Origin of the sequence: Actinoplanes sp. URMC 104 (assembly GCF_051386375.1) — a bacterium.
Taxonomy (GTDB): domain Bacteria; phylum Actinomycetota; class Actinomycetes; order Mycobacteriales; family Micromonosporaceae; genus Actinoplanes.
In genome coordinates this window covers 1,391,824-1,412,086 of sequence record NZ_JBPQTO010000002.1, presented here as the reverse complement: position 1 = coordinate 1,412,086, position 20,263 = coordinate 1,391,824, and the positions used below count along the sequence as shown (strand labels likewise).

Here is a 20,263-nt window from a genome sequence, read left to right as displayed (position 1 = left end):
CGTGAACGTCACGCGAGATTCCAGGAGGATCCTTCAAATGCTTCTCTCCGAAGTTGTCGGTAGCACCGCCGCCATCGGTTACGGCCTCGCCGCTATCGGCCCCGGCATCGGTGTGGGTCTGGTCTTCTCGGCCTACATCCAGTCGACGGCCCGTCAGCCGGAGTCGTCCCGCCTGACCCTGCCCTACGTCTGGATCGGCTTTGCCGTCATCGAGGCGCTCGCCCTGCTCGGCATCGCCTTCGGCTTCATCTGGGCCAACCCCGCCTGACGTGCTGCCTCGTTAGGAGGTGTCCATGATCACCCAAGTTCTGACCGTTGCCGTCGAAGAGGGCGCCACGGAGCACAACCCGATCGTCCCGCTGTGGCAGGAGGTCGTGCTCGGCATCATCGCGTTCGGCATCCTCTGCTTCGTGCTGATGCGCTTCGTCTTCCCGATGATGGAGAAGACGTTCGCTGCGCGCGTCGACGCGATCGAGGGCGGCATCAAGCGGGCCGAGGCCGCTCAGGCCGAGGCCAACCAGCTGCTCGAGCAGTACAGGGCCCAGCTGGCCGAGGCTCGCACCGAGGCCGCGCGCATCCGCGACGAGGCCCGGGCCGACGCCGAGGGCATCCGCCAGGACGTCCTGGCCAAGGCCCGCGAGGAGTCGGACCGCATCATCGGGGCCGGCCGGGAGCAGCTCGCCGCGCAGCGCGAGAGCATCGTGCGTGACCTGCGTTCCGAGGTCGGCACGCTCGCGGTCGACCTGGCCAGCAAGATCGTCGGCGAGTCGCTCGCCGACGAGGCACGCAGCCGCGGCACCGTCGAGCGGTTCATCGACGAGCTCGGCGCGACCGGCACGGCGGGCGGGCGGCGCTGATGGCGTCGAGCGTCAGCCAGCAGGCGCTGGCCTCGGCCGCCGAGAAGCTCGACGGGGCGACCCGCACGGCCACGGCCGAGCAGGTCGCCGCGGTCGCCGACGAGATCCTGTCGGTGGCCGCGCTGCTGCGGGCCCAGCCCCGGCTGCGCCGGGCGCTGACCGATCCCTCGCGCGACGGCGCGGACCGGGGCGGGCTGATCCGCTCCCTGCTCTCGGGCAAGGTCAGCGCGATCACCGCGGACGTGCTGGCCGACCTGGTGTCGGGCCGGTTCTCCCGGCCGTCCGAACTGCTGGACGCGACGGAGCGCCTGGGCGTCGAGGCCCTGCTGGACTCGGCCGACCGGGACGCCAAGCTGGGCGACGTCGAGGACGAGCTGTTCCGCTTCGGGCAGATCGTCTCGGGCAACCCCGAGCTGGCGGTCACGCTCAGTGATCCAGGTGCGCCGATCGAACGCCGCGTTAAGCTGGTTCACGACCTGCTGAAAGGCAAGGTCCAGCTCGCCAGCGGGCGGCTCATCGAGGTGGCCCTCACGGGCCTCGGCGGCCGGGGCTTCGAGGCCTCGCTGACCCGCCTGGTGGAGGCGACCGCAGCCAAGCGCGACCGTGAGGTGGCGTACGTGACGGTTGCCAAGCCGCTCACCGAGGCGGAGGAGCAGGCCCTTGCCGACAAGCTGGCCACCATGTACGGCCGGCAGGTCTCGCTGAAGGTCGACGTCGATCCCTCGATCATCGGCGGCGTCAGCGTCCGGGTCGGCTCCGACCTCTACGACGGCACGATCCTGCGGCGGCTGAACGCGGCCAAGCAGGCCTTCGCGAAGTAGTTTTTTCCCTCGGTCCTGCTGCGAAGCCGGACCGAGCAGGCCCCTCGGTGGCGGGAACGTCCCGAGCTAGACAGAGAAGGCAGAGGATGGCCGAGCTGACCATCTCCTCGGACGAGATCCGGGGGGCGCTAGAGCGCTACGTCTCGTCCTACACGCCCGAGGTCTCCCGCGAGGAGGTCGGCATCGTCTCCGATGCGGGCGACGGCATCGCACACGTCGAGGGCCTGCCCTCGGTGATGGCGAACGAACTGCTCGAGTTCCAGGACGGCACGCTGGGCGTCGCCCTGAACCTCGACGTCCGCGAGATCGGCGTCGTGGTCCTGGGCGACTACACCGGCATCGAGGAGGGCCAGCCGGTCAAGCGCACCGGGCGCGTCCTCTCGGTCCCGGTCGGCGACGCCTTCCTCGGTCGCGTGGTCGACCCGCTGGGCCGGCCCATCGACGACCGCGGCGAGATCGCCAACGAGGGCTTCCGCGAGCTCGAGCTCCAGGCCCCGAACGTGATGGCGCGGCAGCCGGTGAAGCAGCCGCTGCAGACCGGCATCAAGGCGATCGACGCCATGACGCCGATCGGCCGCGGCCAGCGCCAGCTGATCATCGGCGACCGTAAGACCGGCAAGACCACGGTCGCGATCGACACGATCATCAACCAGCGCGCGAACTGGGAGTCCGGCGACCCGGACAAGCAGGTCCGCTGCATCTACGTCGCGATCGGCCAGAAGGCGACCACCATCGCCTCGATCCGCGGCACGCTCGAGGAGCAGGGCGCGCTCGAGTACACGACGATCGTCGCCGCCCCGGCCTCCGACCCGGCCGGCTTCAAGTACATCGCCCCGTACACCGGCTCGTCCATCGGGCAGCACTGGATGTACAACGGCAAGCACGTCCTGATCGTCTTCGACGACCTGACCAAGCAGGCCGAGGCCTACCGCGCCGTGTCGCTGCTGCTGCGCCGCCCGCCGGGCCGCGAGGCCTACCCGGGCGACGTCTTCTACCTGCACTCCCGCCTGCTGGAGCGCTGCGCCAAGCTCTCTGACGAGCTGGGTGGCGGTTCGATGACCGGTCTGCCGCTGATCGAGACCAAGGCCAACGACATCTCGGCCTACATCCCGACCAACGTCATCTCGATCACCGACGGCCAGATCTTCCTCGAGACCGACCTGTTCGCCTCGGGTGTCCGCCCGGCGATCAACGTCGGCACCTCGGTGTCCCGGGTCGGCGGCTCGGCGCAGGTCAAGGCCATGCGCTCGGTCTCCGGCCGCCTGCGCCTCGACCTGGCCCAGTACCGCGAGCTGGAGGCGTTCTCCGCCTTCGCCTCCGACCTGGACAGGGCGTCGCGGGCCCAGCTCGAGAAGGGCGTACGCCTGGTCGAGCTGCTCAAGCAGCCGCAGTACTCGCCGTACTCGGTCGTCGACGAGGTCATCGTGATCTGGGCCGGCACCACCGGCCAGCTCGACGACATCGAGGTCGGCGACGTGCGCCGCTTCGAGCAGGACTTCCTGCAGTGGGTCAAGCGGCACCGCAGCGACACCGTCACCTCGATCGAGTCGACCGGCCTGCTGTCCGACGACGACATCGAGAACCTCAAGAGCGGCGTGGCGGAGTTCAAGGAGCTCTTCAAGCGCGGCGAGACCGGTTCCTCGGTCAACGAGGCCCCGGCCGAGGCGCTGGCGGACGGTCGCGAGACGCGTGAGACGGTGACCCGCGAGGTCCGCCGCTCGGATAACGAGCAGTAGTCATGGCCGGTCAGGTACAGGCTCTCCGGCGGCGCATCCGCACCGTCCGGTCGACCAAGAAGATCGCCAAGGCGCAGGAACTGGTCGCGACCAGCCGCATCGCCAAGGCCCAGGAGCGGGTGGCTGCCTCCAAGCCGTACGCGGAGGCGATCACCCAGGTCCTGACCGCCCTGGCGTCCAACGCGACGATCGACAACCCCCTGCTGGTCCCGCGCGAGCGGGTCCGGCGGGCGGGCGTCCTGCTCATCACCAGCGACCGCGGTCTCGCGGGCGCCTACAACGCCAACGCCATCCGCACCGCGGAGCAGCTCATCTCGCGGCTCAAGGCGGACGGCAAGGAGGCGGTGCTGTACGTCGTCGGCCGCAAGGGCGTCGGCTACTACCGGTTCCGCAACCGGCCGATCGAGACCAGCTGGACGGGTTTCTCCGAGCGGCCCTCGTTCTCGGACGCCAAGACGATCGGTGACGCCCTGCTGGAGGCCTTCGTGGCCGGCGCGGACGACACCGACGCGCACTACGGCCCCGACGGCATCCAGGGCGTCGACGAGCTGCACATCGTCAGCACGCAGTTCAAGTCGCTGATGACGCAGAGCGCCGAGGCGCACTTCCTGGCGCCGATGCAGGTCGAGGAGCGCGAGGCCGAGCCCGGTCTGCGCCCGGCGTACGAGTTCGAGCCGGACGCCGACGAGCTGCTCGACGCGCTGCTGCCCAAGTACCTCAACACGCGGATCTACGCGGCGTTGCTGGACTCGGCGGCGAGCGAGTCGGCGTCTCGGCGGCGGGCGATGAAGAGCGCGTCGGACAACGCGGACGACCTGCTCAAGCGGTACACGCGCGAGATGAACTCCGCGCGGCAGGCTGCGATCACCCAGGAAATCAGTGAGATCGTCGGCGGCGCCAACGCGCTGGCCGCGGCGGGAAGTGATGTGTGATGACTGCTGTAGCTGAGCCCACCAAGGCGGAGACCGGCGTCGGCCGCGTCGTCCGGGTCATCGGCCCGGTCGTCGACGCCGAGTTCCCGCGTGACGCCATGCCGGACATCTTCAACGCGCTGCACGTGGAGGTGACCCTCTCCGAGGGCACCAAGAAGCTGACCCTGGAGGTCGCCCAGCACCTGGGCGACAACCTGGTCCGCGCGATCTCCATGCAGCCGACCGACGGCCTGATCCGTGGCGCCGAGGTCACCGACACCGGCGCGGCGATCTCGGTGCCCGTCGGCGACGTGACCAAGGGCCACGTGTTCAACGCCCTCGGCGACGTGCTCAACGCCGACCCGGCCACCCTGGACATCCAGGAGCGCTGGACGATCCACCGCAAGCCCCCGGCGTTCGCCGACCTCGAGCCCAAGACCGAGATGCTGGAGACCGGCATCAAGGTGCTCGACCTGCTCGCGCCGTACGTGCGCGGTGGCAAGATCGGCCTGTTCGGCGGTGCCGGCGTGGGCAAGACGGTGCTCATCCAGGAGATGATCATCCGCGTTGCCCGCAACTTCGGTGGCACGTCGGTGTTCGCGGGCGTCGGCGAGCGTACCCGCGAGGGCAACGACCTCATCCTCGAGATGGAGGAGGGTGGCGTTCTCGACAAGACCGCCCTCGTCTTCGGCCAGATGGACGAGCCGCCGGGCACCCGGCTGCGCGTCGCGCTGACCGCGCTGACGATGGCGGAGTACTTCCGGGACGTCCAGAACCAGGAGGTGCTGCTCTTCATCGACAACATCTTCCGGTTCACCCAGGCCGGTTCCGAGGTCTCCACGCTGCTCGGCCGCATGCCGTCCGCGGTGGGTTACCAGCCCACCCTGGCCGACGAGATGGGCGAGCTGCAGGAGCGGATCACCTCGGTCCGCGGCAAGGCCATCACCTCGCTGCAGGCGATCTACGTGCCCGCCGACGACTACACCGACCCGGCGCCGGCCACCACGTTCGCCCACCTCGACGCGACCACCAACCTCGAGCGGTCGATCTCCGACAAGGGCATCTACCCCGCCGTGGACCCGCTGGCCTCCAGCTCGCGGATCCTGGCGCCGGAGTTCGTCGGCGCCGAGCACTACGCGGTCGCCCGTGAGGTGCAGCGCATCCTGCAGAAGTACAAGGACCTGCAGGACATCATCGCCATCCTCGGCATGGACGAGCTCTCCGAGGAGGACAAGGTCACGGTGCAGCGGGCCCGCCGCATCGAGCGCTTCCTCTCGCAGAACACGTACGCCGCCGAGCAGTTCACCGGCGTGCCCGGCTCGACGGTCCCGCTCAAGGAGACCATCGAGGCGTTCAAGAAGATCAGCGAGGGTGAGTACGACAACTTCCCCGAGCAGGCCTTCTTCATGTGCGGTGGCCTCGAGGATCTTGAGAAGAACGCCCACGAGCTGATGAAGGGCTGATCTCCCTTCTCCGACTCAGCGTCAACGGAGCCGCGCCGACCGTAATGGTGGCGCGGCTTCGTCGTTTCCCAGGAAAAGTCGTGTCCGATTTGTGCCGGTTGTGCCCGGCCCGATGAGGGCTTTCTGGTTACTCTTGTCGTTCGATGGAGCGACGTGATCTGGGGGAGCGAGTGGCGAAGTCGGGTAAGCGGCGTACGCCCCTCTGGGCTCGTCTGAGTGCGATCTTCGGGTGCGTGCTCATGGTGCTCAGCGGTGGAGCGCTCGTCGCCCAGCAGGTGCTGGTGTCGCGCTACGCGGGCGCCGTCGAGACCGGCAACCTCTTCGGGGCGCCCGCCGGCGCCGCCGCGAAGGAGGAGAAGTCCGACATCAAGGGGCCGCTCAACATCCTGCTGGTCGGCATCGACCCGCGCACCGACGAGCAGACCCCGCTGTCCGACTCGATCATCGTGGCGCACATCCCGGCGGACATGCGCCAGGCCTACCTGTTCTCGATCCCGCGCGACCTGGTCGTCGACATCCCGCCGTTCGAGAAGACCGGCTTCAAGGGCGGCCGATCCAAGATCAATGCCGCGATGGGCTACGGCAGCTCGGTGGGCAACGGCAAGCACGACGTCGTCCAGGGCTTCGACCTGCTCGCCAAGACCGTCGGGCAGCTCACCGGCATCCAGGAATTCGACGCCGGCGCGATCATCAACTTCAACGGCTTCAAGGCGATCGTCGAGGCCATGGGCGGCGTCACCATGACGATCGACCAGAACGTGAAGTCCGAGCACCTGCAGCCCAACGGCAAGCCGCGCCCGCGGCTGGCCCGCTGCGCCGACAACTCCTGCGCCCACCCCTACTACGGTCCCCAGGCCGAGTACAAGGTCGGCACCTACCACCTGCAGGCCTGGCAGGCGTTGGACTACGTGCGGCAGCGCTATGGCCTGCCCCGCAGCGACTACGACCGCCAGCGGCACCAGCAGCAGTTCATCAAGGCCATGGCCAAGCAGGCGCTCGGCAAGGACGTCGTCACCAACCCGGCCAAGCTTGACAAGGTGCTCAAGGCGGCCGGCAAGGCGCTGATCTTCGACGGCGGCGGCCACAGCGTGGTCGACTGGGCCTTCTCGATGAAGAACATCCGCTCCGACGACATGACGCTGGTCAAGCTGCCCGGCAACTCGATCATCAACAACGGCGACTACCGCGGCGAGGAGCTCGAGCCCAGCGCGAAGGAGTTCTTCTCCGCCGTCCGGCAGGACCGCGTGCAGGACTTCATCTTCCGCCACCCGGAATACATCAACAACAACGCCGGGTGACCGGCCGAGTTGGCCGCCCCGCCACCACGGGCGGCGAGGCGGCCCTTTACACTTCACCCATCAGGTAGAGCAGGCTCAACAGGGAGACAGCGTGGCCAACCAGCTGCCCGTCAAGGTCGTCGCCGTCGAGGAGAGCGTCTGGTCCGGTGAGGCCGAGATGCTCGTCGCGCGGACCACCGAGGGTGAGATCGGTGTGCTGCCCGGCCACTCGCCGCTGCTCGGCCTGCTCAAGGAGCCGTCGCAGGTGCGGGTCAAGCTGGCCGGCGGCGAGCAACTGACCTACGACGTGTCCGGTGGGTTCCTCTCGATCGACGCGGACGGCGTGACCGTCCTGGCCGAGAGCGCCACCCCCGCCACGCCCGAGAGCCACTGACGCCGCCGATGCGGGTTCTGGAAGTTCTCGGAATCTGCGTCGGTGCGCTGTTCGCGCTCGTCTTCCTCCTCTTCTTCCGCGGCCGCCTGCTCATGGTGGGCGGCGGCACGATCCGCCTCCAGATCCGCGTCAGCACGCTCGTGCCCGGCCGCGGCTGGTCACCCGCCATCGGCCAGTTCGCCGGCGGGCACCTGCGGATCCATCGCCTGTTCAGCTTCGCGGTCCGCCCCAAGCGCACCCTCGACCGCGGCGCGACCGTGGTCGAGGACCGCCGCCGTCCCGAGGGTCCCGAACGCCTCACGATGCCGGCCCACTGGGTCATCCTGCGGCTGGCCACGACGCTCGACGAGTTCGAGATTGCCATGGCCGAGTCCACGGTCACCGGCTTCCTCTCCTGGCTCGAGGCCGCCCCACCCGGCCAGCCCGGCAGCGTCGCCCCGCGGCCGGTGATCCGCCCGCATCCCCTCGAGCCGTAGCCGCCCTGCCTCATCCGCGGTCCGCCTCGCCCGCCCTGCCTCGCCTCGCGCCCGCCCTCGCTCGCGCCGGTCCCGCGCCCGCCCTGGCCCCAGCCTCGTGCTGGCCCCCCGCTCGCGCCGGTCCCGCGCCCCCCTCTGGCCCCAGCCTCGTGCTGGCCCCCCCCGCTCGCGCCGGTCCCGCGTCCGCCCTGGCCCCAGCCTCGTGCTGGCCCCCCGCTCGCGCCGGTCCCGCGTCCGCCCTGGCCCCAGCCTCGTGCCGGCCCCGCGCCCGCGCCGGCCCCGCGCCCGCGCCGGTCCCGCGCCGGCGCTGGCCCCTCGCCTGCCCCCGCCCCCGCCTCCCGCCGGCCCCGCCTGGCGCCGACCGCGCCCTGTGCCCACCCTGCCTCGCACCCGCCCCTGCCTCGGCCGGCTGTCTTTGCGGCCGCTGCCCCGCTTTGGTCTGCGGCCGGTGCGGCCGCGGCCTGCTGATTGGCTCTCGCGTCTCGGCGTCGTCGCGGCCTAGCTTCGGATCATGCGCATTCGGATCGTCGACGCCTTCACCGACCGGCCCTTCGCGGGCAACCCCGCCGGAGTGGTCGTGCTCGACCGCCCGGGCTTCCCCGCCGACGACTGGATGGCCAAGGTCGCCGCGGAGGTTAACCTGTCGGAGACCGCCTTCGTCCACCCCCTCGACGGCGACGCCGAGGCCGACTACGCGCTGCGCTGGTTCACTCCCGCCGTCGAGGTGGCGCTCTGCGGCCATGCCACGCTGGCCACCGCGCACGTGCTGGACCGCGAAGGCACCGTACGGTTCGCCACCCGCAGCGGCGTCCTCACCGCCACCCGCGACGACGACGGCTGGATCACGCTCGACTTCCCGACCGCCCCGCTGAGCCCCGTGGCGCCCGATCCCGCGCTGCTCGACGTGCTGGGCGCCGCGCCGCTGTCCGTGCACCACACCGGCCCGCAGACCGACGACCTGCTGCTGGAGCTGGCCGACGAGGACGCCGTGCGGTCCCTGACCCCCGACCTGACCGCCCTGGCCGCATATGAGCACCGCGGCGTGGTGGTCACAGCCCGCGCCGACGACCCGGCGGCCGGCTACGACTTCGTCTCCCGCTTCTTCGGCGCCGCCGCCGGCGTGGCTGAGGACCCGGTCACCGGCAGCGCCCACACCGCCCTGACTCCCTTCTGGTCGGCCAAGCTCGGCGGGCGCACCGACCTGGTCGGCTACCAGGCCTCGGCGCGCGGCGGATTCGTGCGGGTCGCCCTGCGCGACGACCGCACGCTCCTCACCGGCAAGGCCGTGACCGTCATCGACGGTGCCCTGCTCGCCTGACCCCGCCCATCCTTCGGCCGCCTCCCTGTGGACGACGTCCCCTCTGTGGATGGCGTCCCGTCTGTGGGTGACGCCTTGTCTGTGGATGGCGTCCCGTCTGTGGGTGACGCCTTGTCTGTGGATGGCGTCCCGTCTGTGGGTGACGCCTTGTCTGTGGATGGCGTCCCGTCTGTGGGTGACGCCTTGTCTGTGGATGGCGTCCCGTCTGTGGGCGACGCCCTGCCTGTGGACGACGTCCATCTGTGGGCGACGCCCCCTTCTTCGGACCAAGGCCTGTCTATGGATAACTTCCCGTCTGTGGATGCCGCCCGTCTGTGGACCGCGTCCCGCTGTGGACAACGGCCCGCTGTGGACAACGGCCTGCCGCGCCGCAGCGAGCCCTAGGATCGGGCCCGCCCCCTGGTCGGGCGGGGTGGGCTGGAGAGGGCGTACGGGTCGGTGGGCGCGGTGGGCTGGAGGGGCGGTCGTTGCTCCGGGTGGGGTGGGCTGGAGAGGGCGTACGGGTCGGTGGGCGCGGTGGGCTGGAGGGGCGGTCGTTGCTCCGGGTGGGGTGGGCTGGAGAGGGCGTACGGGTCGGTGGGCGCGGTGGGCTGGAGGGGCGGTCGTTGCTCCGGGTGGGGTGGGCTGGAGAGGGCGTACGGGTCGGTGGGCGCGGTGGGCTGGAGGGGCCGTCGTTGCTCCGGGCCGGGTGGGCTGGCAGGGGCGGACACGGTCGGCGGGCGGGAGAGGCTGGAGGAGCCGACGTTGCTCGGTGGGCGGGCTGGGCTGAGGGGGACGGCGGGGTCGGCGGGCGGGCGGCTGCCCATGAGACCGGACCACAGGCGGTCGCGAAGCTCGTTGGCCCTCTGCTTCGACAGTGCGGCGTGGAGGTCGCGCAGCACCACCCGCAGCAGGACGTTCACCTCGTCGTCGCGCAGGTCCAGGCGGGTGCGGGATGCGGCGGGCAGCTGGGAGGGCGGCGTGCTCGACACGATGCTGACCTCCTCGACCAGGTGGGCGTCGGGGCCGAGCAGCTCGCGGACGCGGTCGCCCAGGTCCTCGGCGGTGACGTCGGCGGGGAGGGCCACCGACAGGTCGCGGCGGGCGGCCGGCTGCGTGGAGACGGGGCGGTAGGGCAGCAGGTCGGTCATCTGGGCCTGCACCCGGGGGTCGGTCGAGCGGAGCAGGCGGATGTCGTCGATGCCCTTGCGCAGCATCACGAGGCGGTCCAGCCCGAGGCCGAGCGCCAGGCCGTTGCGCTCGGTGCCGATCACGTGCGGGGCCGCCACTCCGCACTCGCCGATCTCCACCCAGGCGTCGCCCGACCACGCTTCGATCTCGAGGCCGTCGGTGGTGTAGGCGTGGGTGGCCGGGCGGGTGCGCCACGGGGTGCCGGGCAGGGCGGCGGCTACGGCGGTGGCTACCAGATCGAGGAGTGGGGCGGGCTCGGGCGTGAGGTGCCACAGGTCGAGCTGGTGCGGGGTGCCGGTGTGCAAGCGATCGATGGAGTCGCGGCGGTAGACGATGCCGGGGCAGGCGATCAGGACGTCCGAAGCGCGCAGGCCGCCCTCGGAGCAAGGGGCCTCGGAGGCAGGAGCGGAGCCGGGGTCGAGAGCGGAATCGGCGCTGGGGGAGCGGCGCGCGTCGCGGGTGGCAGCGGGGCCGGGGGAGTGGGGCGCGCCGGAAGGAGGGGCGAGGGCGGGGGAACAGGCGGCGCCGGGAGTGGGATCGGCGCCGGGGGAGCGGCGCGCGTCGCGGGTGGCAGCGGGGCCGGGGGAGTGGAGCGCGCTGGAGGCGGGGGCGGAGCCGGGAGAAGGAGGGGGAAGGGAGCGGAGGGCGCCGGGGATGAGGGCGGACGTCTGGGAGCGCAGCATCCGCCGGTCGTCGACGTAGCGGGTGTAGCGGCTGTCACGGGTGGTGGCCTCGGGACTGTAGCCGAGCCGGTCGTAGTTGTCGGCGACGTCGACGATGCGGGCGCCGCGGTGGACTACCAGCTCGGCGGTGGGGCGGGCGGCGGTGACGGCGGCCAGCACGGCGGCGAGGATCGCCTGGACGGCGTGGGGGCCCTGCGCGGGATCGGTGAGGTCGCGGACGGCCAGGTCGGCGGCCAGGGCTTCGGGGGTCAGGGTGGACATGGGCTTCTCCTTGGAGGTCAGACGACGACCGACGCGCAGGGGGAAGCCGCGAACGGCCGCCCCTGGGGGCGGCCGTGATGGGTGAGCAGGGTCAGCCGGCCGCCGGAGCGGGCCGGGTGAAGACGGTGGTGGTCATGCCTCCAGGGTGCGGCGGAGAAGGCGTGGCTGTCATCCCGGTTTTCCGGACTGCAGCTCGACCTCGAAGCCCCACGCGTCCTCGAGATAGGCGGCGTACGAAGCGGGGCCGCCGGCGCGCGGGTGCCGGTCGCCGAACAGCAGCGACCAGCCGTGCGCGGGCGACTCGGCGGTGAGGCGGTCGACCTCGGCGGGGCTGCCGGCGTCGAAGGCCAGGTGGTTGAGCCCGGGCGCGAGACGGTCGTGCACGTCGCCGGAGAGGGCGGGGGACTGTTCCAGCACCAGGTAGACGTCGCCGCAGCGCCAGGAGCGGCCGGCGGGCCAGTCCTGGTACTGCTTCCAGCCCAGTTCGCCGAGCAGCCAGCCCCACGGGCCGAGCGCGTCGGCCAGGTCGGGCACCCACAGTTCGACGTGGTGCAGCATCAGGCCGCGCCGCCGCCGGGGACCCACTTCACGTCGCCGCCGGGGTTGGCGACCCGGGACAGGATGAACAGCAGGTCCGACAGGCGGTTGAGGTACTTCGCGGGCAACTCGCCCGTACGGCCGGGGTCTGCCTTGAGCAGCTCCCACGTGGAGCGCTCCGCGCGCCGGGCGACCGTGCGGGCGACGTGCAGCAGCGCAGCGCCGGGCGTGCCACCCGGGAGGACGAAGCTGTCGAGCGTGGGCAGCCGCTCGTTGAACTCGTCACACCAGTTCTCGAGCCGGATCACGTACGCCTCGGTGACGCGCAGCGGCGGGTACGGCGGGTTCTCCGACTCGGGGTTGCACAGGTCCGCCCCGACGTCGAACAGATCGTTCTGGATGGCGGTGAGCACCTTCCGGACGTCCGCGGGCAGGTCACCGAGGGCGAGCGCCACCCCGAGCGCGGCGTTGCACTCGTCGGCGTCGGCGTACGCGACGATGCGCGGATCGGTCTTGTCGGCGACCTCGTTGTTGCCGAGTCGGGTCTGCCCGCCGTCGCCGGCGCGGGTGTAGATGCGGGTGAGGTGAACGGCCATGCCCCCACCCTACGGAGGTGCCGTGCGGCCGCGGCTCATACGATTGCCCGCGTGGATGTGATCAGGGTGAAGGGCGGCACCTCGCTGACCGGTGCGGTCTCCGTGGGTGGCGCGAAGAACTCGGCGCTCAAGCTGATGGCGGTCGCGCTGCTCGCGCCGGGCCGCAGCGTCGTCGAGAACGTTCCGCGGATCACCGACATCGCCATCATGGCCGAGGTGCTGCGCCGGCTGGGCTGCCAGGTGAGCCTCGAGGGCGGTCACGCGACCATCGACGTGCCCGCCGAGCCGGGCAGCGAGGCCGACTACGACCTGGTCCGCCGGCTGCGCGCCTCGATCTGCGTGCTGGGCCCGCTGCTGGCCCGCACGGGATACGTACGGGTGGCTCTGCCCGGCGGCGACATGATCGGCTCGCGGGGCCTCGACATGCACGTGTCGGGGCTGGCCCGGATGGGCGCCCAGATCTCCGGCGAGCACGGCTTCGTGATCGCCTCGGCGCCGGGCGGCCTGCGCGGCGGCAAGATCTGGCTGGACTTCCCGAGCGTCGGCGCCACCGAGAACCTGCTGATGGCCGCCGTTCTGGCCAAGGGCGTCACCGAGATCGACAACGCCGCCCGCGAGCCCGAGATCGTCGACATCTGCGAGATGCTCACCGCGATGGGCGCCCGGATCGACGGCGCCGGCACGTCGACGCTGACCATCGAGGGCGTCGAGGGGCTGCACCCGGTGCGGCACACCACCATCGGCGACCGCATCGTGGGCGGCACCTGGGCGTTCGCCTCGGCGATGACCCGCGGCGACGTGACGGTGCAGGGCGTACGCCCGGAGTACCTCGACCTCGCGCTGGACAAGCTGGTCACCGCGGGCGCCACCGTCGAGCCGGGCGACAACCAGTTCCGCGTACGGATGGACGACCGCCCGAGGGCCGTCGACATCGTCACGCTGCCCTACCCCGGGTTCGCGACCGACCTGCTGCCGATGGCGATCGGCCTCGCGTCGGTAGCCGAGGGCTCGTCGCTGATCACCGAGAACATCTTCGACGGCCGGTTCATGTTCGTGAACGAGATGGTGCGGCTCGGCGCCGACATCCGCACCGACGGCCACCACGCCGTGGTGAACGGGCGGGACCGGCTCTCCGGGGCGCCCGTGCGGGCCACCGACATCCGCGCCGGGGCCGGGCTGGTGATCGCGGGCCTGTGCGCCGATGGCGTCACCGAGGTCGGCGAGGTGCACCACATCGACCGCGGCTACCCCGACTTCGTGGCCGACCTGGCCAAGCTCGGCGTCGAGGTGGAGCGGGCCGACGTGCCCGAGCCGACGTTCGACTTCTAGAGGGGCGGGCTGTCGCCGACCAGGCGGCGGGCCGCCTCGACATGCTCGGCGAAGACCAGCACGACCGTGCGGCCGTCCCGGTCGTACGTGCGGGTGGCGCGGATGCCGGCGTCGCCCAGCAGCCGGCGGATGTCGTCGGCGACCTCGTCGTCGGCGGTGACGGCGGCCGGGCACAGCAGCCCGTAGTCGTCGGGCTCGCCGAAGATCGACAGGCTGCCCGCGTACGGGTCGGGAACCGGCTCGGGTTCGCGAGCGATCGTCCACTGCAGGCCCATGCGCCAGAAGATCACGCCGAGGAAGCCGACCAGAGCGACGGCGATCAGCGGACCGATGAGGTACCAGCCGTTGCCCGGAGCCATGACCACAGTCTGGCATCGGTCCGAGGTCTTTTTCCCCGGAATTGCCCCGATCGGGCGGGGCACCCTGCGCTGAGTTTCCGTTCAGTAGCAAAGCTAGGGTGAGGGCGCATCCAACACAGCTTCGAAGGGGAGGCTCACCATGGCTGGTCGACTGGCGGTCATCGGCTCCGGCCTGATGGGGTCGGGCATCGCGCAGGTGTCGGCGCAGGCCGGCTGGCAGGTCACCATGCGGGACGTGGACGACGCGGCGACCGGCCGCGGGATGGCGGCGATCCGCGACTCGCTGGGCCGGTTCGCGTCCAAGGGGAGGATCACCGAGGAGGACGCCGAGGCGACCCTCGCCCGGATCACCCCCACCACCGACCTGGATGCCGCCGCCGAGGCCGACGTGGTCGTCGAGGCCATCTTCGAGAAGATCGAGGCCAAGCACGAGGTCTTCCGGACGCTCGACAAGATCTGCAAGGCCGACGCGGTGCTCGGCACCAACACCTCGGCCATCCCGATCACCCAGATCGCCACGGCGACGCAGCGGCCGGAGTCCGTGGTCGGCATCCACTTCTTCTCGCCGGTGCCGATGATGAAGCTGGTCGAGCTCGTCCGCGGCTACCAGACCTCCGACGAGACGCTGGCCAGTGCCCGGGCGTACGCCGAGGAGGTCGGCAAGACCTGCGTCGAGGTGCGGCGTGACGTGGCCGGCTTCGTCTCGAACCGGCTGTTCTCCGCGATCCTGGTCGAGGCCATCAAGCTGGTCGAGTCGGGCGTGGTCTCCGCCGCCGACCTCGACACGGTGATGAAGCTGGGCTTCGGGCACTCGATGGGCCCGCTGGCCACGGTCGACCTCACCGGCCTCGACGTCATGCTCAACGCGGCCAGCAACATCTACCGCGACACCGCCGACGAGAAGTTCTTCCCGCCGGAGCTGCTGCAGCGGATGGTGCAGGCGGGCGACCTGGGCCGTAAGACTGGCAAAGGCTTCTACACGTACTAGAAATGCGACTTACCATGCCTTTAGTGCAAAACGGGCATGGGGGTCGGTATGACACGGGTGGAACCAGCGCCGGAGGACCTGCAGTGGGCGCTCGCCGAGGCGAGCAAGCAGGCCCTGGCCGTCGCTCCGGGCTGGTTCCGCGCGTGGCCGTTCGCGGACGAGAAGTGGTCGGCCGTGAACGTCCGCGGCGCGTCGCAGGTGATCGTCAACCACAGCCGTGAGGACGACCGGCACCCCAACAGCTGGACGGTGCGGGCGATGTTCGGCACCCAGCACGTCGAGCTGCACCTCGGCCCGTACGACTCGAAGGACCAGGCCATCCTGGTCGCGCACGCGGTGCTGTCGGTGGCCTACAAGGAAAACCCCTAGCTGGCCTGCTCCTCGCGCTCGCGGGGGGCCACGCGCAGCCGGATCTTGGTGATCGCCCGGCCGGTGACCTCGACGACCTCGGCGGTGTGCCCGTCGATCTCCACGACCTCGCCGGGCTCGGTGGGGATGTGCCCGAGCCGGGCCAGCACCAGGCCGGCCACCGTGGTGAAGTCGCCCTCGTCCAGGTTCTCGACGTCGACGTCGATGTCGGGCAGGTCGTGGATCGGGAAAGTGCCGGGCAGCAGCATCGCGCCGTCCGGCTCGCGCACTACCGACTGCACGTCGCGGTCGGTCTCGTCGTAGATCTCGCCGACGACCTCCTCGACCAGGTCCTCCATGGTGATGATGCCGTCGATCGCGCCGCGCTCGTCCACCACCAGGGCCAGCTGCTGGCGCTGCACGCGCATCTGGCGCATCGCGTCGGACACCTTGAGCGTCTCGGGCAGGAACAGCGGCGCGAACATGTGGTCGCGCACCGGGCCCCGCGCGTCCACGAGGTCGCGCAGGTGCACGATGCCGAGCACGTCGTCCAGGCCCATCGGCCCGGTCACCGGCGCCCGGGAGTGCCCGCCGGCGATCAGCTCGGACAGCGCCTGGTGCGCGGGCGCGTCGCCGGCCACGACCAGCACGTCGCGGCGGGGCACGAGGATCTCGCGCAGGATCCGGTCGGCGATCTCGAACGCGCCGCTGATGATCGTGCGCTGCTCGGGCGTGAACTCCTGCTGCTGGGTGACCAGGTCGCGGATCTCCTCGGTGGTGACCTCCTCGCGCCCGCCCTCGGGGTCGTTGCCGGTGATCCGCACGATCAGGTCGGTCGACTTGCCGAGCAGCCAGACCGCCGGGCGCGACAGCGTCGCGAGCATGTCGAGCGGGCGGGCGACCGCCATCGCCCAGCCCTCGGTGCGCTGCATGGCGATGCGCTTGGGTGCCAGCTCCCCGACGACCAGCGTGAAGAAGGTCAGCACGATGGTGACCAGCACGATGGCCACCGGGTTGGCGGCCGAGCCCAGGAACCCCAGCGGGCCGGTCAGCGGTTTCGCCAGCGACACCGCCGCCGAGGCCGAGGCCAGGAAGCCGGCGAGCGTGATGCCGATCTGGATCGTCGCCAGGAAGCGGTTCGGGTCCCGGGCGAGCTTCGCCAGCGTACGGCCGGTGCGCGACTGCCGCTCGAGCCGCTGCAGCTGGCTGTCGCGCAGCGAGATCAGCGCCATCTCGCTGCCGGAGAAGGCCGCGTTGAGCAGCACGAGGACGACGACCAGGACGAGCTGCCAGCCATATCCGCCCATGGCGGCGACCAACTCCTTCGCAACGACGATTCCGGCTGGTGTACCCGCCGAGGGCCGGGGCCAAGCCTCCCCGGCGCTCAGTGCGTGGAGGCGAAGGCCAGTGACATCAGGGTAGCGGCGACCATGCCGCCCAGAAGGGTGAGCCCGATGCCGCCGATGTCCAGCCGGGACTGCAGGCGGTGATGGGCGACGAGCGCGGCCACCGGCACACCGGCCGAGGGCGCCACCAGGAACGCCAGCCAGCCCATCAGCCGGATCCCCGCGCCGCCCCAGACGCCGGTGCTGCCGAAGGTGACCAGCCCCGAGCCGACCAGCCCGGCCATCGCGGCGATCAGGGCGCCCAGCAGCGGTAGCAACGGCAGGGCCCAGCGCGGCAGGGCCCGCCGGCCGGCGGGCCGGACGGTGTGGTCGATGCGCTCGGCGGCCCGGGCGAGCAGCGCCCGCGGTGACTGGCGGGGCGCCGGGGCGCCGGTCGATGCCGAGCCGGGGCGGGGCAGCGCGCGCGGCAGCGACTCGACCGGCGTGGGCTCGGGCATCTCGCCCAGCGTGCGCACCCGCAGCCCGCGGGCGCGGCGCAGCTCGTCCCACAGCCGTGCCGCCTCGCGGTCGACGTCGAGCACCTGGGCCGCGGCCGCGCCCGCCCAGCGGTCGGCCGACAGCGCGTCGCCCTCGGCGCGGGCCAGCTCGCCGGCGGCCTGGGCGGCGCTCTCCTGGTAGGCCTGGTCGGCGTGGCCCAGCTCGGCGTCGCGGCGGCGGGTGGCCTCGGCCAGCGCGCTGACCATCAGCTGGTAGTCGCGGCCGATGGGTTGCCGGTCATGTGTGGTCACTGTTCACCTCGTACGGGACGATGACTTCCGGGGTGCGGTGCACCGACCGGTCGAAGAACAGGGCGCGGCGGGTCCGCGGATACCACGCCGGGCCGCCGGGCTGCGGATACAGCGGGGCCAGGTCGGCGCCCTGCACGTCCAGCGCCACCCACGCGCCGATCGGGTCGAGCCGGGCGCCGGGGCCGCCCAGCGAGTCGCGCAGGCGGTTGACCGACCGCCACCAGCCGAGCACGTGGGTGCGCTGCTCGGGGCCCTCGGTCAGCAACCGGCGCAGCACGGAGTGATCGGCGCCCGCGTCCAGGGCGTAGCCGATGACGTAGTGCGGCACCTGCCCGTACGGCTCGTCGTCCGGCAGCGCGGTGCACCAGTCGGCCGACGGCAGCTCCGCCATCAGCCGCGCGGCGGGCCGGGCCGCGTCCGGGTCGAGGCAGACCAGGCTGAAGTGCGCGGGCCCCTGCGCGGCCAGCGACAGCGCGGCGGCGGCGAGGACGTCACAGGCCTCGTCCGTACGGGTCCCGAGCACCGCCAGGTTGCGGCCCGGCATGCGGCCCAGGCGCAGCCGCGCGGGGCGCGCGGCCACGTCGATCCGCTCGCCCAGCACGGCGCCCGGCGACGAGCCCACCGGCGAGGCGGCGTCCGGCACCCGGCCCGAGGGGCGGCAGCTGTCCGGCAGCACCGGCACGGCGTCGCCGTCGAACAGGCGCGGCTCCTCGCAGCCGTCCGGGCGGTCGCGCCACAGCCGGCGCTGCAGGCTGCGCCACACCAGCCGGTCGCCCGCGTCCGGCAGCCGCACGATCTGGTTGGCCCCGGAGGCGCCGGACTGCGTGTTGACCACCGCGTGGAAGCGGGGGATCACCGCGGCGGCCAGGTTGTCGTCGGCCAGGATGCGGCGCGCCTTGGGCAGCGCGATCCGCAGCGTGAACTGACCGATCAGCCCCGAGCGGCCCCACAGCGCCTCGATGCCGCTGACGTCCTGGCTGGCCAAGATCAGGTGGATGCCCTGCGAGCGGCCGCGGCGGGCCAGGTCCTCGAGCAGGGTGACGGCCTCGTCGGCGACCGCGTCGCGGCCGGCCAGCAGCACCTGGAACTCGTCGATCACCGCGACGATCCGGGGCCAGTGTCCGGTCGGGTCCTCGGCGCGCAGCTCGGCCAGCTTGGACGCGTCGACCCGCTTGGCCGCCTGCGCCCGCGTGCGCAGCTCCTCGCTCAGGTGCCGCAGCATGGCCAGCCCGAACTCGCGGTCGCCGTTGACGTTGATGCCGGCCAGCCGCACCTGGGGCAGCCAGGCCGGGTCGCGCGGCCCGGGCACGAACCGCGCGAACGACACGCCCTCCTTGAAGTCGAGCAGGTAGAGCGCGAGCTCCTCGGGCCCGTACCGGGTGGCGAGCGCGGCCAGCCAGGCGTAGATCAGGTTGGTCTTGCCCGACCCGGACGGCCCGCCGATCAGCGCGTGCGGCGGGTCGTCGCCCAGCGGCACGTCGATCAGCGAGCCGTCGGTGCTGTCGCCGATCGGCGCGACCAGGCCGTGCGCCGACGACTCGGCCCACAGCTCGCGCGGCTCCAGGTCGGACAGGCGTGCCGGGGGCGGCCCGGCGCGCAGGCGCTCGGCGGTGGCCCGGCAGAATGCGGTCACCCGGTCGGCGGGCGGCGGCGGGTCGAGCCGGATCTCCAGGTCGCCGGTGAGGTCGCAGGTCGCGGTCTGGTCGCGGACCTGCAGACGCCGTACGGTCGGGTGCTCCGCCAGCTCGAGCCCGCGCACCACCAGGTGCACGCCGCACGCGACGCCGGTGCGCACGATCCGGTCGAGCTGGGCGCGCTGGGCGTTGGTCAGCTCCTCGGTGGTGGCCGCGTCGGCGAGCAGCACGACCACCCGCCACGGCTCGGCGCGCGGGCCTGCGGTAGCCGCGGTCAGATCGGCCAGCGTCCGGTGCTCGCCGGCCAGCACGGTCTCGTTGACCCGGCAGATGTGCTCGACCAGGTCGTCGAGGGCGGGGCCGAGCGCGCCCGGGCCGACGAACGAGATGCCGAGCGGGGCGAACGACGCGAGCGTGCCGCCCAGGTGCTCGGGGTCGTAGACGGTCAGCTGCACGTCGCCCGGCCGGGTCGTGCCCAGCGCCCGCAGCAGCAGGCCGGTGATCACGTCGTCCGCCGCCGCGGGCGGGCCCGCGAGGTTGATGTGGGCGGCGTCCAGGAACGGCAGCAGTGCGGGCAGCGAGGCGGTGTCGTCCACGTTGAGCGTGCCGATGCGCAGCAGGCCGGGGCGGGCGCCGGGCTCGGGCTCGCTGGGCGTCCACAGCCGCCAGGGCAGCCCCGCGGCGCCGCCGGCGCTCAGGGCCGCGAGCCGCCGCACGTTGCCGGCCAGCCGGGACGACTCGAACTGGAACCGGCGCTGGATGTCGCGGCGGGCGGAGTCGCGCGCCTCGGCGAGCTGGTTGAGGCAGGTCGCGTACGCGTCCCGGACCAGCTGCCGGCGGTTCTGTGCCTCGCCCCGGGCCGATTCGGCCTCGGCCAGCACGGCCCGCGCCGCCCCGCGCGCCTCGGCCAGTTCCTGCCGGACGGCGGAGACGAGCGCGTTGCGCTGGCTACCCACACGACCCCCCGAGAT

20 protein-coding genes are annotated in these 20,263 nt (G+C 72.0%); 13 read left to right on the top strand and 7 right to left on the bottom strand.

What is annotated here, in order from left to right:
* The first annotated feature begins 37 nt into the window (after window positions 1–37).
* The 10 genes from ACSNN8_RS07485 (at window position 38) to ACSNN8_RS07440 (ending at window position 9,253) form a co-directional block, all read left to right on the top strand.
* Window positions 38–268, top strand: coding sequence for a F0F1 ATP synthase subunit C (locus ACSNN8_RS07485; protein WP_436647843.1), 231 nt, complete (start codon window positions 38–40; stop codon window positions 266–268).
* A gap of 25 nt (window positions 269–293) precedes the next feature.
* Entirely contained in the window at window positions 294–857 is a 564-nt protein-coding gene (locus tag ACSNN8_RS07480; RefSeq protein WP_436647842.1) for a F0F1 ATP synthase subunit B, read from the top strand.
* Window positions 857–1,678, top strand: a complete 822-nt coding sequence (locus ACSNN8_RS07475) for a F0F1 ATP synthase subunit delta (RefSeq protein WP_436647841.1) — start codon at window positions 857–859, stop codon at window positions 1,676–1,678. Before ACSNN8_RS07480 ends, ACSNN8_RS07475 begins: the two co-directional genes overlap by 1 nt.
* A gap of 86 nt (window positions 1,679–1,764) precedes the next feature.
* The gene (gene atpA / locus ACSNN8_RS07470) at window positions 1,765–3,414 is read left to right on the top strand and encodes a F0F1 ATP synthase subunit alpha (protein ID WP_436647839.1); all 1,650 of its coding nucleotides are present in this window, start codon (window positions 1,765–1,767) and stop codon (window positions 3,412–3,414) included.
* Window positions 3,415–3,416: 2 nt separating this feature from the next.
* The gene (locus ACSNN8_RS07465; RefSeq protein ID WP_436647838.1) at window positions 3,417–4,346 is read left to right on the top strand and encodes a F0F1 ATP synthase subunit gamma; all 930 of its coding nucleotides are present in this window, start codon (window positions 3,417–3,419) and stop codon (window positions 4,344–4,346) included.
* Window positions 4,346–5,788, top strand: a complete 1,443-nt coding sequence (gene atpD / locus ACSNN8_RS07460) for a F0F1 ATP synthase subunit beta (RefSeq protein ID WP_436647837.1) — start codon at window positions 4,346–4,348, stop codon at window positions 5,786–5,788. The genes ACSNN8_RS07465 and atpD overlap by 1 nt, the downstream gene beginning before the upstream one ends.
* A gap of 143 nt (window positions 5,789–5,931) precedes the next feature.
* The gene (locus tag ACSNN8_RS07455) at window positions 5,932–7,086 is read left to right on the top strand and encodes an LCP family protein (RefSeq protein WP_436647835.1); all 1,155 of its coding nucleotides are present in this window, start codon (window positions 5,932–5,934) and stop codon (window positions 7,084–7,086) included.
* A 91-nt stretch (window positions 7,087–7,177) separates the two neighbouring features.
* Window positions 7,178–7,459, top strand: a complete 282-nt coding sequence (locus ACSNN8_RS07450; protein WP_436647833.1) for a F0F1 ATP synthase subunit epsilon — start codon at window positions 7,178–7,180, stop codon at window positions 7,457–7,459.
* Window positions 7,460–7,467: 8 nt separating this feature from the next.
* On the top strand, window positions 7,468–7,935 hold the full coding sequence (locus tag ACSNN8_RS07445; protein ID WP_436647831.1) for a DUF2550 domain-containing protein: 468 nt from the start codon (window positions 7,468–7,470) through the stop codon (window positions 7,933–7,935).
* A 511-nt stretch (window positions 7,936–8,446) separates the two neighbouring features.
* The gene (locus ACSNN8_RS07440) at window positions 8,447–9,253 is read left to right on the top strand and encodes a PhzF family phenazine biosynthesis protein (protein WP_436647829.1); all 807 of its coding nucleotides are present in this window, start codon (window positions 8,447–8,449) and stop codon (window positions 9,251–9,253) included.
* 380 nt (window positions 9,254–9,633) lie between these two features.
* Here the strand turns inward: ACSNN8_RS07440 and ACSNN8_RS07435 are convergent, their stop codons facing one another.
* The 3 genes from ACSNN8_RS07435 to ACSNN8_RS07425 all read right to left on the bottom strand — a co-directional run bounded on the left by ACSNN8_RS07435 (window position 9,634) and on the right by ACSNN8_RS07425 (window position 12,500).
* A complete protein-coding gene (locus ACSNN8_RS07435; protein ID WP_436647828.1) occupies window positions 9,634–11,367 on the bottom strand; it encodes a hypothetical protein in 1,734 nt (577 codons plus the stop codon).
* 168 nt (window positions 11,368–11,535) lie between these two features.
* Window positions 11,536–11,925 carry a VOC family protein gene (locus ACSNN8_RS07430; RefSeq protein ID WP_436647827.1) on the bottom strand — a complete coding sequence of 130 codons (390 nt, stop codon included), beginning with the start codon at window positions 11,923–11,925 and terminating at the stop codon, window positions 11,536–11,538.
* The gene (locus ACSNN8_RS07425; RefSeq protein ID WP_436647825.1) at window positions 11,925–12,500 is read right to left on the bottom strand and encodes a cob(I)yrinic acid a,c-diamide adenosyltransferase; all 576 of its coding nucleotides are present in this window, start codon (window positions 12,498–12,500) and stop codon (window positions 11,925–11,927) included. The genes ACSNN8_RS07430 and ACSNN8_RS07425 overlap by 1 nt, the downstream gene beginning before the upstream one ends.
* Window positions 12,501–12,542: 42 nt before the next feature.
* Here ACSNN8_RS07425 and murA point away from each other — a divergent pair, with 42 nt between their 5' ends.
* The gene (gene murA, locus ACSNN8_RS07420; protein ID WP_436649454.1) at window positions 12,543–13,829 is read left to right on the top strand and encodes a UDP-N-acetylglucosamine 1-carboxyvinyltransferase; all 1,287 of its coding nucleotides are present in this window, start codon (window positions 12,543–12,545) and stop codon (window positions 13,827–13,829) included.
* Here the strand turns inward: murA and ACSNN8_RS07415 are convergent.
* Window positions 13,826–14,188: a hypothetical protein gene (locus ACSNN8_RS07415; protein ID WP_436647824.1), complete on the bottom strand. Its 363-nt coding sequence runs from the start codon at window positions 14,186–14,188 to the stop codon at window positions 13,826–13,828. The two genes, murA and ACSNN8_RS07415, sit on opposite strands and share 4 nt — an antisense overlap.
* Window positions 14,189–14,327: 139 nt before the next feature.
* On the opposite strand from ACSNN8_RS07415, the gene ACSNN8_RS07410 reads away from it, so the two are divergent.
* Both ACSNN8_RS07410 and ACSNN8_RS07405 read left to right on the top strand, forming a co-directional pair.
* Window positions 14,328–15,176: a 3-hydroxyacyl-CoA dehydrogenase family protein gene (locus ACSNN8_RS07410; protein WP_436647822.1), complete on the top strand. Its 849-nt coding sequence runs from the start codon at window positions 14,328–14,330 to the stop codon at window positions 15,174–15,176.
* Window positions 15,177–15,224: 48 nt separating this feature from the next.
* Complete coding sequence (locus ACSNN8_RS07405; protein WP_436647820.1) at window positions 15,225–15,545, top strand: hypothetical protein; 321 nt, start codon at window positions 15,225–15,227, stop codon at window positions 15,543–15,545.
* Here ACSNN8_RS07405 and ACSNN8_RS07400 read toward each other — a convergent pair.
* The 3 genes from ACSNN8_RS07400 to ACSNN8_RS07390 all read right to left on the bottom strand — a co-directional run bounded on the left by ACSNN8_RS07400 (window position 15,542) and on the right by ACSNN8_RS07390 (window position 20,248).
* Window positions 15,542–16,831, bottom strand: a complete 1,290-nt coding sequence (locus tag ACSNN8_RS07400; RefSeq protein WP_436647818.1) for a hemolysin family protein — start codon at window positions 16,829–16,831, stop codon at window positions 15,542–15,544. The two genes, ACSNN8_RS07405 and ACSNN8_RS07400, sit on opposite strands and share 4 nt — an antisense overlap.
* A gap of 77 nt (window positions 16,832–16,908) precedes the next feature.
* Window positions 16,909–17,658: a hypothetical protein gene (locus ACSNN8_RS07395; RefSeq protein WP_436647816.1), complete on the bottom strand. Its 750-nt coding sequence runs from the start codon at window positions 17,656–17,658 to the stop codon at window positions 16,909–16,911.
* A complete protein-coding gene (locus tag ACSNN8_RS07390; RefSeq protein WP_436647814.1) occupies window positions 17,645–20,248 on the bottom strand; it encodes an FtsK/SpoIIIE domain-containing protein in 2,604 nt (867 codons plus the stop codon). The genes ACSNN8_RS07395 and ACSNN8_RS07390 overlap by 14 nt, the downstream gene beginning before the upstream one ends.
* Window positions 20,249–20,263 lie beyond the last annotated feature (15 nt).

Coding starts and splice junctions, on each gene's coding strand:
- atpD (WP_436647837.1), top strand. CDS start 4,346: ATGACTGCTGTAGCTGAGCCCACCAAGGCGGAGACCGGCGTCGGCCGC.
- ACSNN8_RS07415 (WP_436647824.1), bottom strand. CDS start 14,188: ATGGCTCCGGGCAACGGCTGGTACCTCATCGGTCCGCTGATCGCCGTC.
- ACSNN8_RS07425 (WP_436647825.1), bottom strand. CDS start 12,500: ATGGCCGTTCACCTCACCCGCATCTACACCCGCGCCGGCGACGGCGGG.
- ACSNN8_RS07400 (WP_436647818.1), bottom strand. CDS start 16,831: ATGGGCGGATATGGCTGGCAGCTCGTCCTGGTCGTCGTCCTCGTGCTG.
- ACSNN8_RS07440 (WP_436647829.1), top strand. CDS start 8,447: ATGCGCATTCGGATCGTCGACGCCTTCACCGACCGGCCCTTCGCGGGC.
- ACSNN8_RS07435 (WP_436647828.1), bottom strand. CDS start 11,367: ATGTCCACCCTGACCCCCGAAGCCCTGGCCGCCGACCTGGCCGTCCGC.
- ACSNN8_RS07445 (WP_436647831.1), top strand. CDS start 7,468: ATGCGGGTTCTGGAAGTTCTCGGAATCTGCGTCGGTGCGCTGTTCGCG.
- ACSNN8_RS07485 (WP_436647843.1), top strand. CDS start 38: ATGCTTCTCTCCGAAGTTGTCGGTAGCACCGCCGCCATCGGTTACGGC.
- atpA (WP_436647839.1), top strand. CDS start 1,765: ATGGCCGAGCTGACCATCTCCTCGGACGAGATCCGGGGGGCGCTAGAG.
- ACSNN8_RS07480 (WP_436647842.1), top strand. CDS start 294: ATGATCACCCAAGTTCTGACCGTTGCCGTCGAAGAGGGCGCCACGGAG.
- ACSNN8_RS07465 (WP_436647838.1), top strand. CDS start 3,417: ATGGCCGGTCAGGTACAGGCTCTCCGGCGGCGCATCCGCACCGTCCGG.
- ACSNN8_RS07410 (WP_436647822.1), top strand. CDS start 14,328: ATGGCTGGTCGACTGGCGGTCATCGGCTCCGGCCTGATGGGGTCGGGC.
- ACSNN8_RS07430 (WP_436647827.1), bottom strand. CDS start 11,925: ATGCTGCACCACGTCGAACTGTGGGTGCCCGACCTGGCCGACGCGCTC.
- ACSNN8_RS07475 (WP_436647841.1), top strand. CDS start 857: ATGGCGTCGAGCGTCAGCCAGCAGGCGCTGGCCTCGGCCGCCGAGAAG.
- ACSNN8_RS07455 (WP_436647835.1), top strand. CDS start 5,932: ATGGAGCGACGTGATCTGGGGGAGCGAGTGGCGAAGTCGGGTAAGCGG.
- ACSNN8_RS07405 (WP_436647820.1), top strand. CDS start 15,225: ATGACACGGGTGGAACCAGCGCCGGAGGACCTGCAGTGGGCGCTCGCC.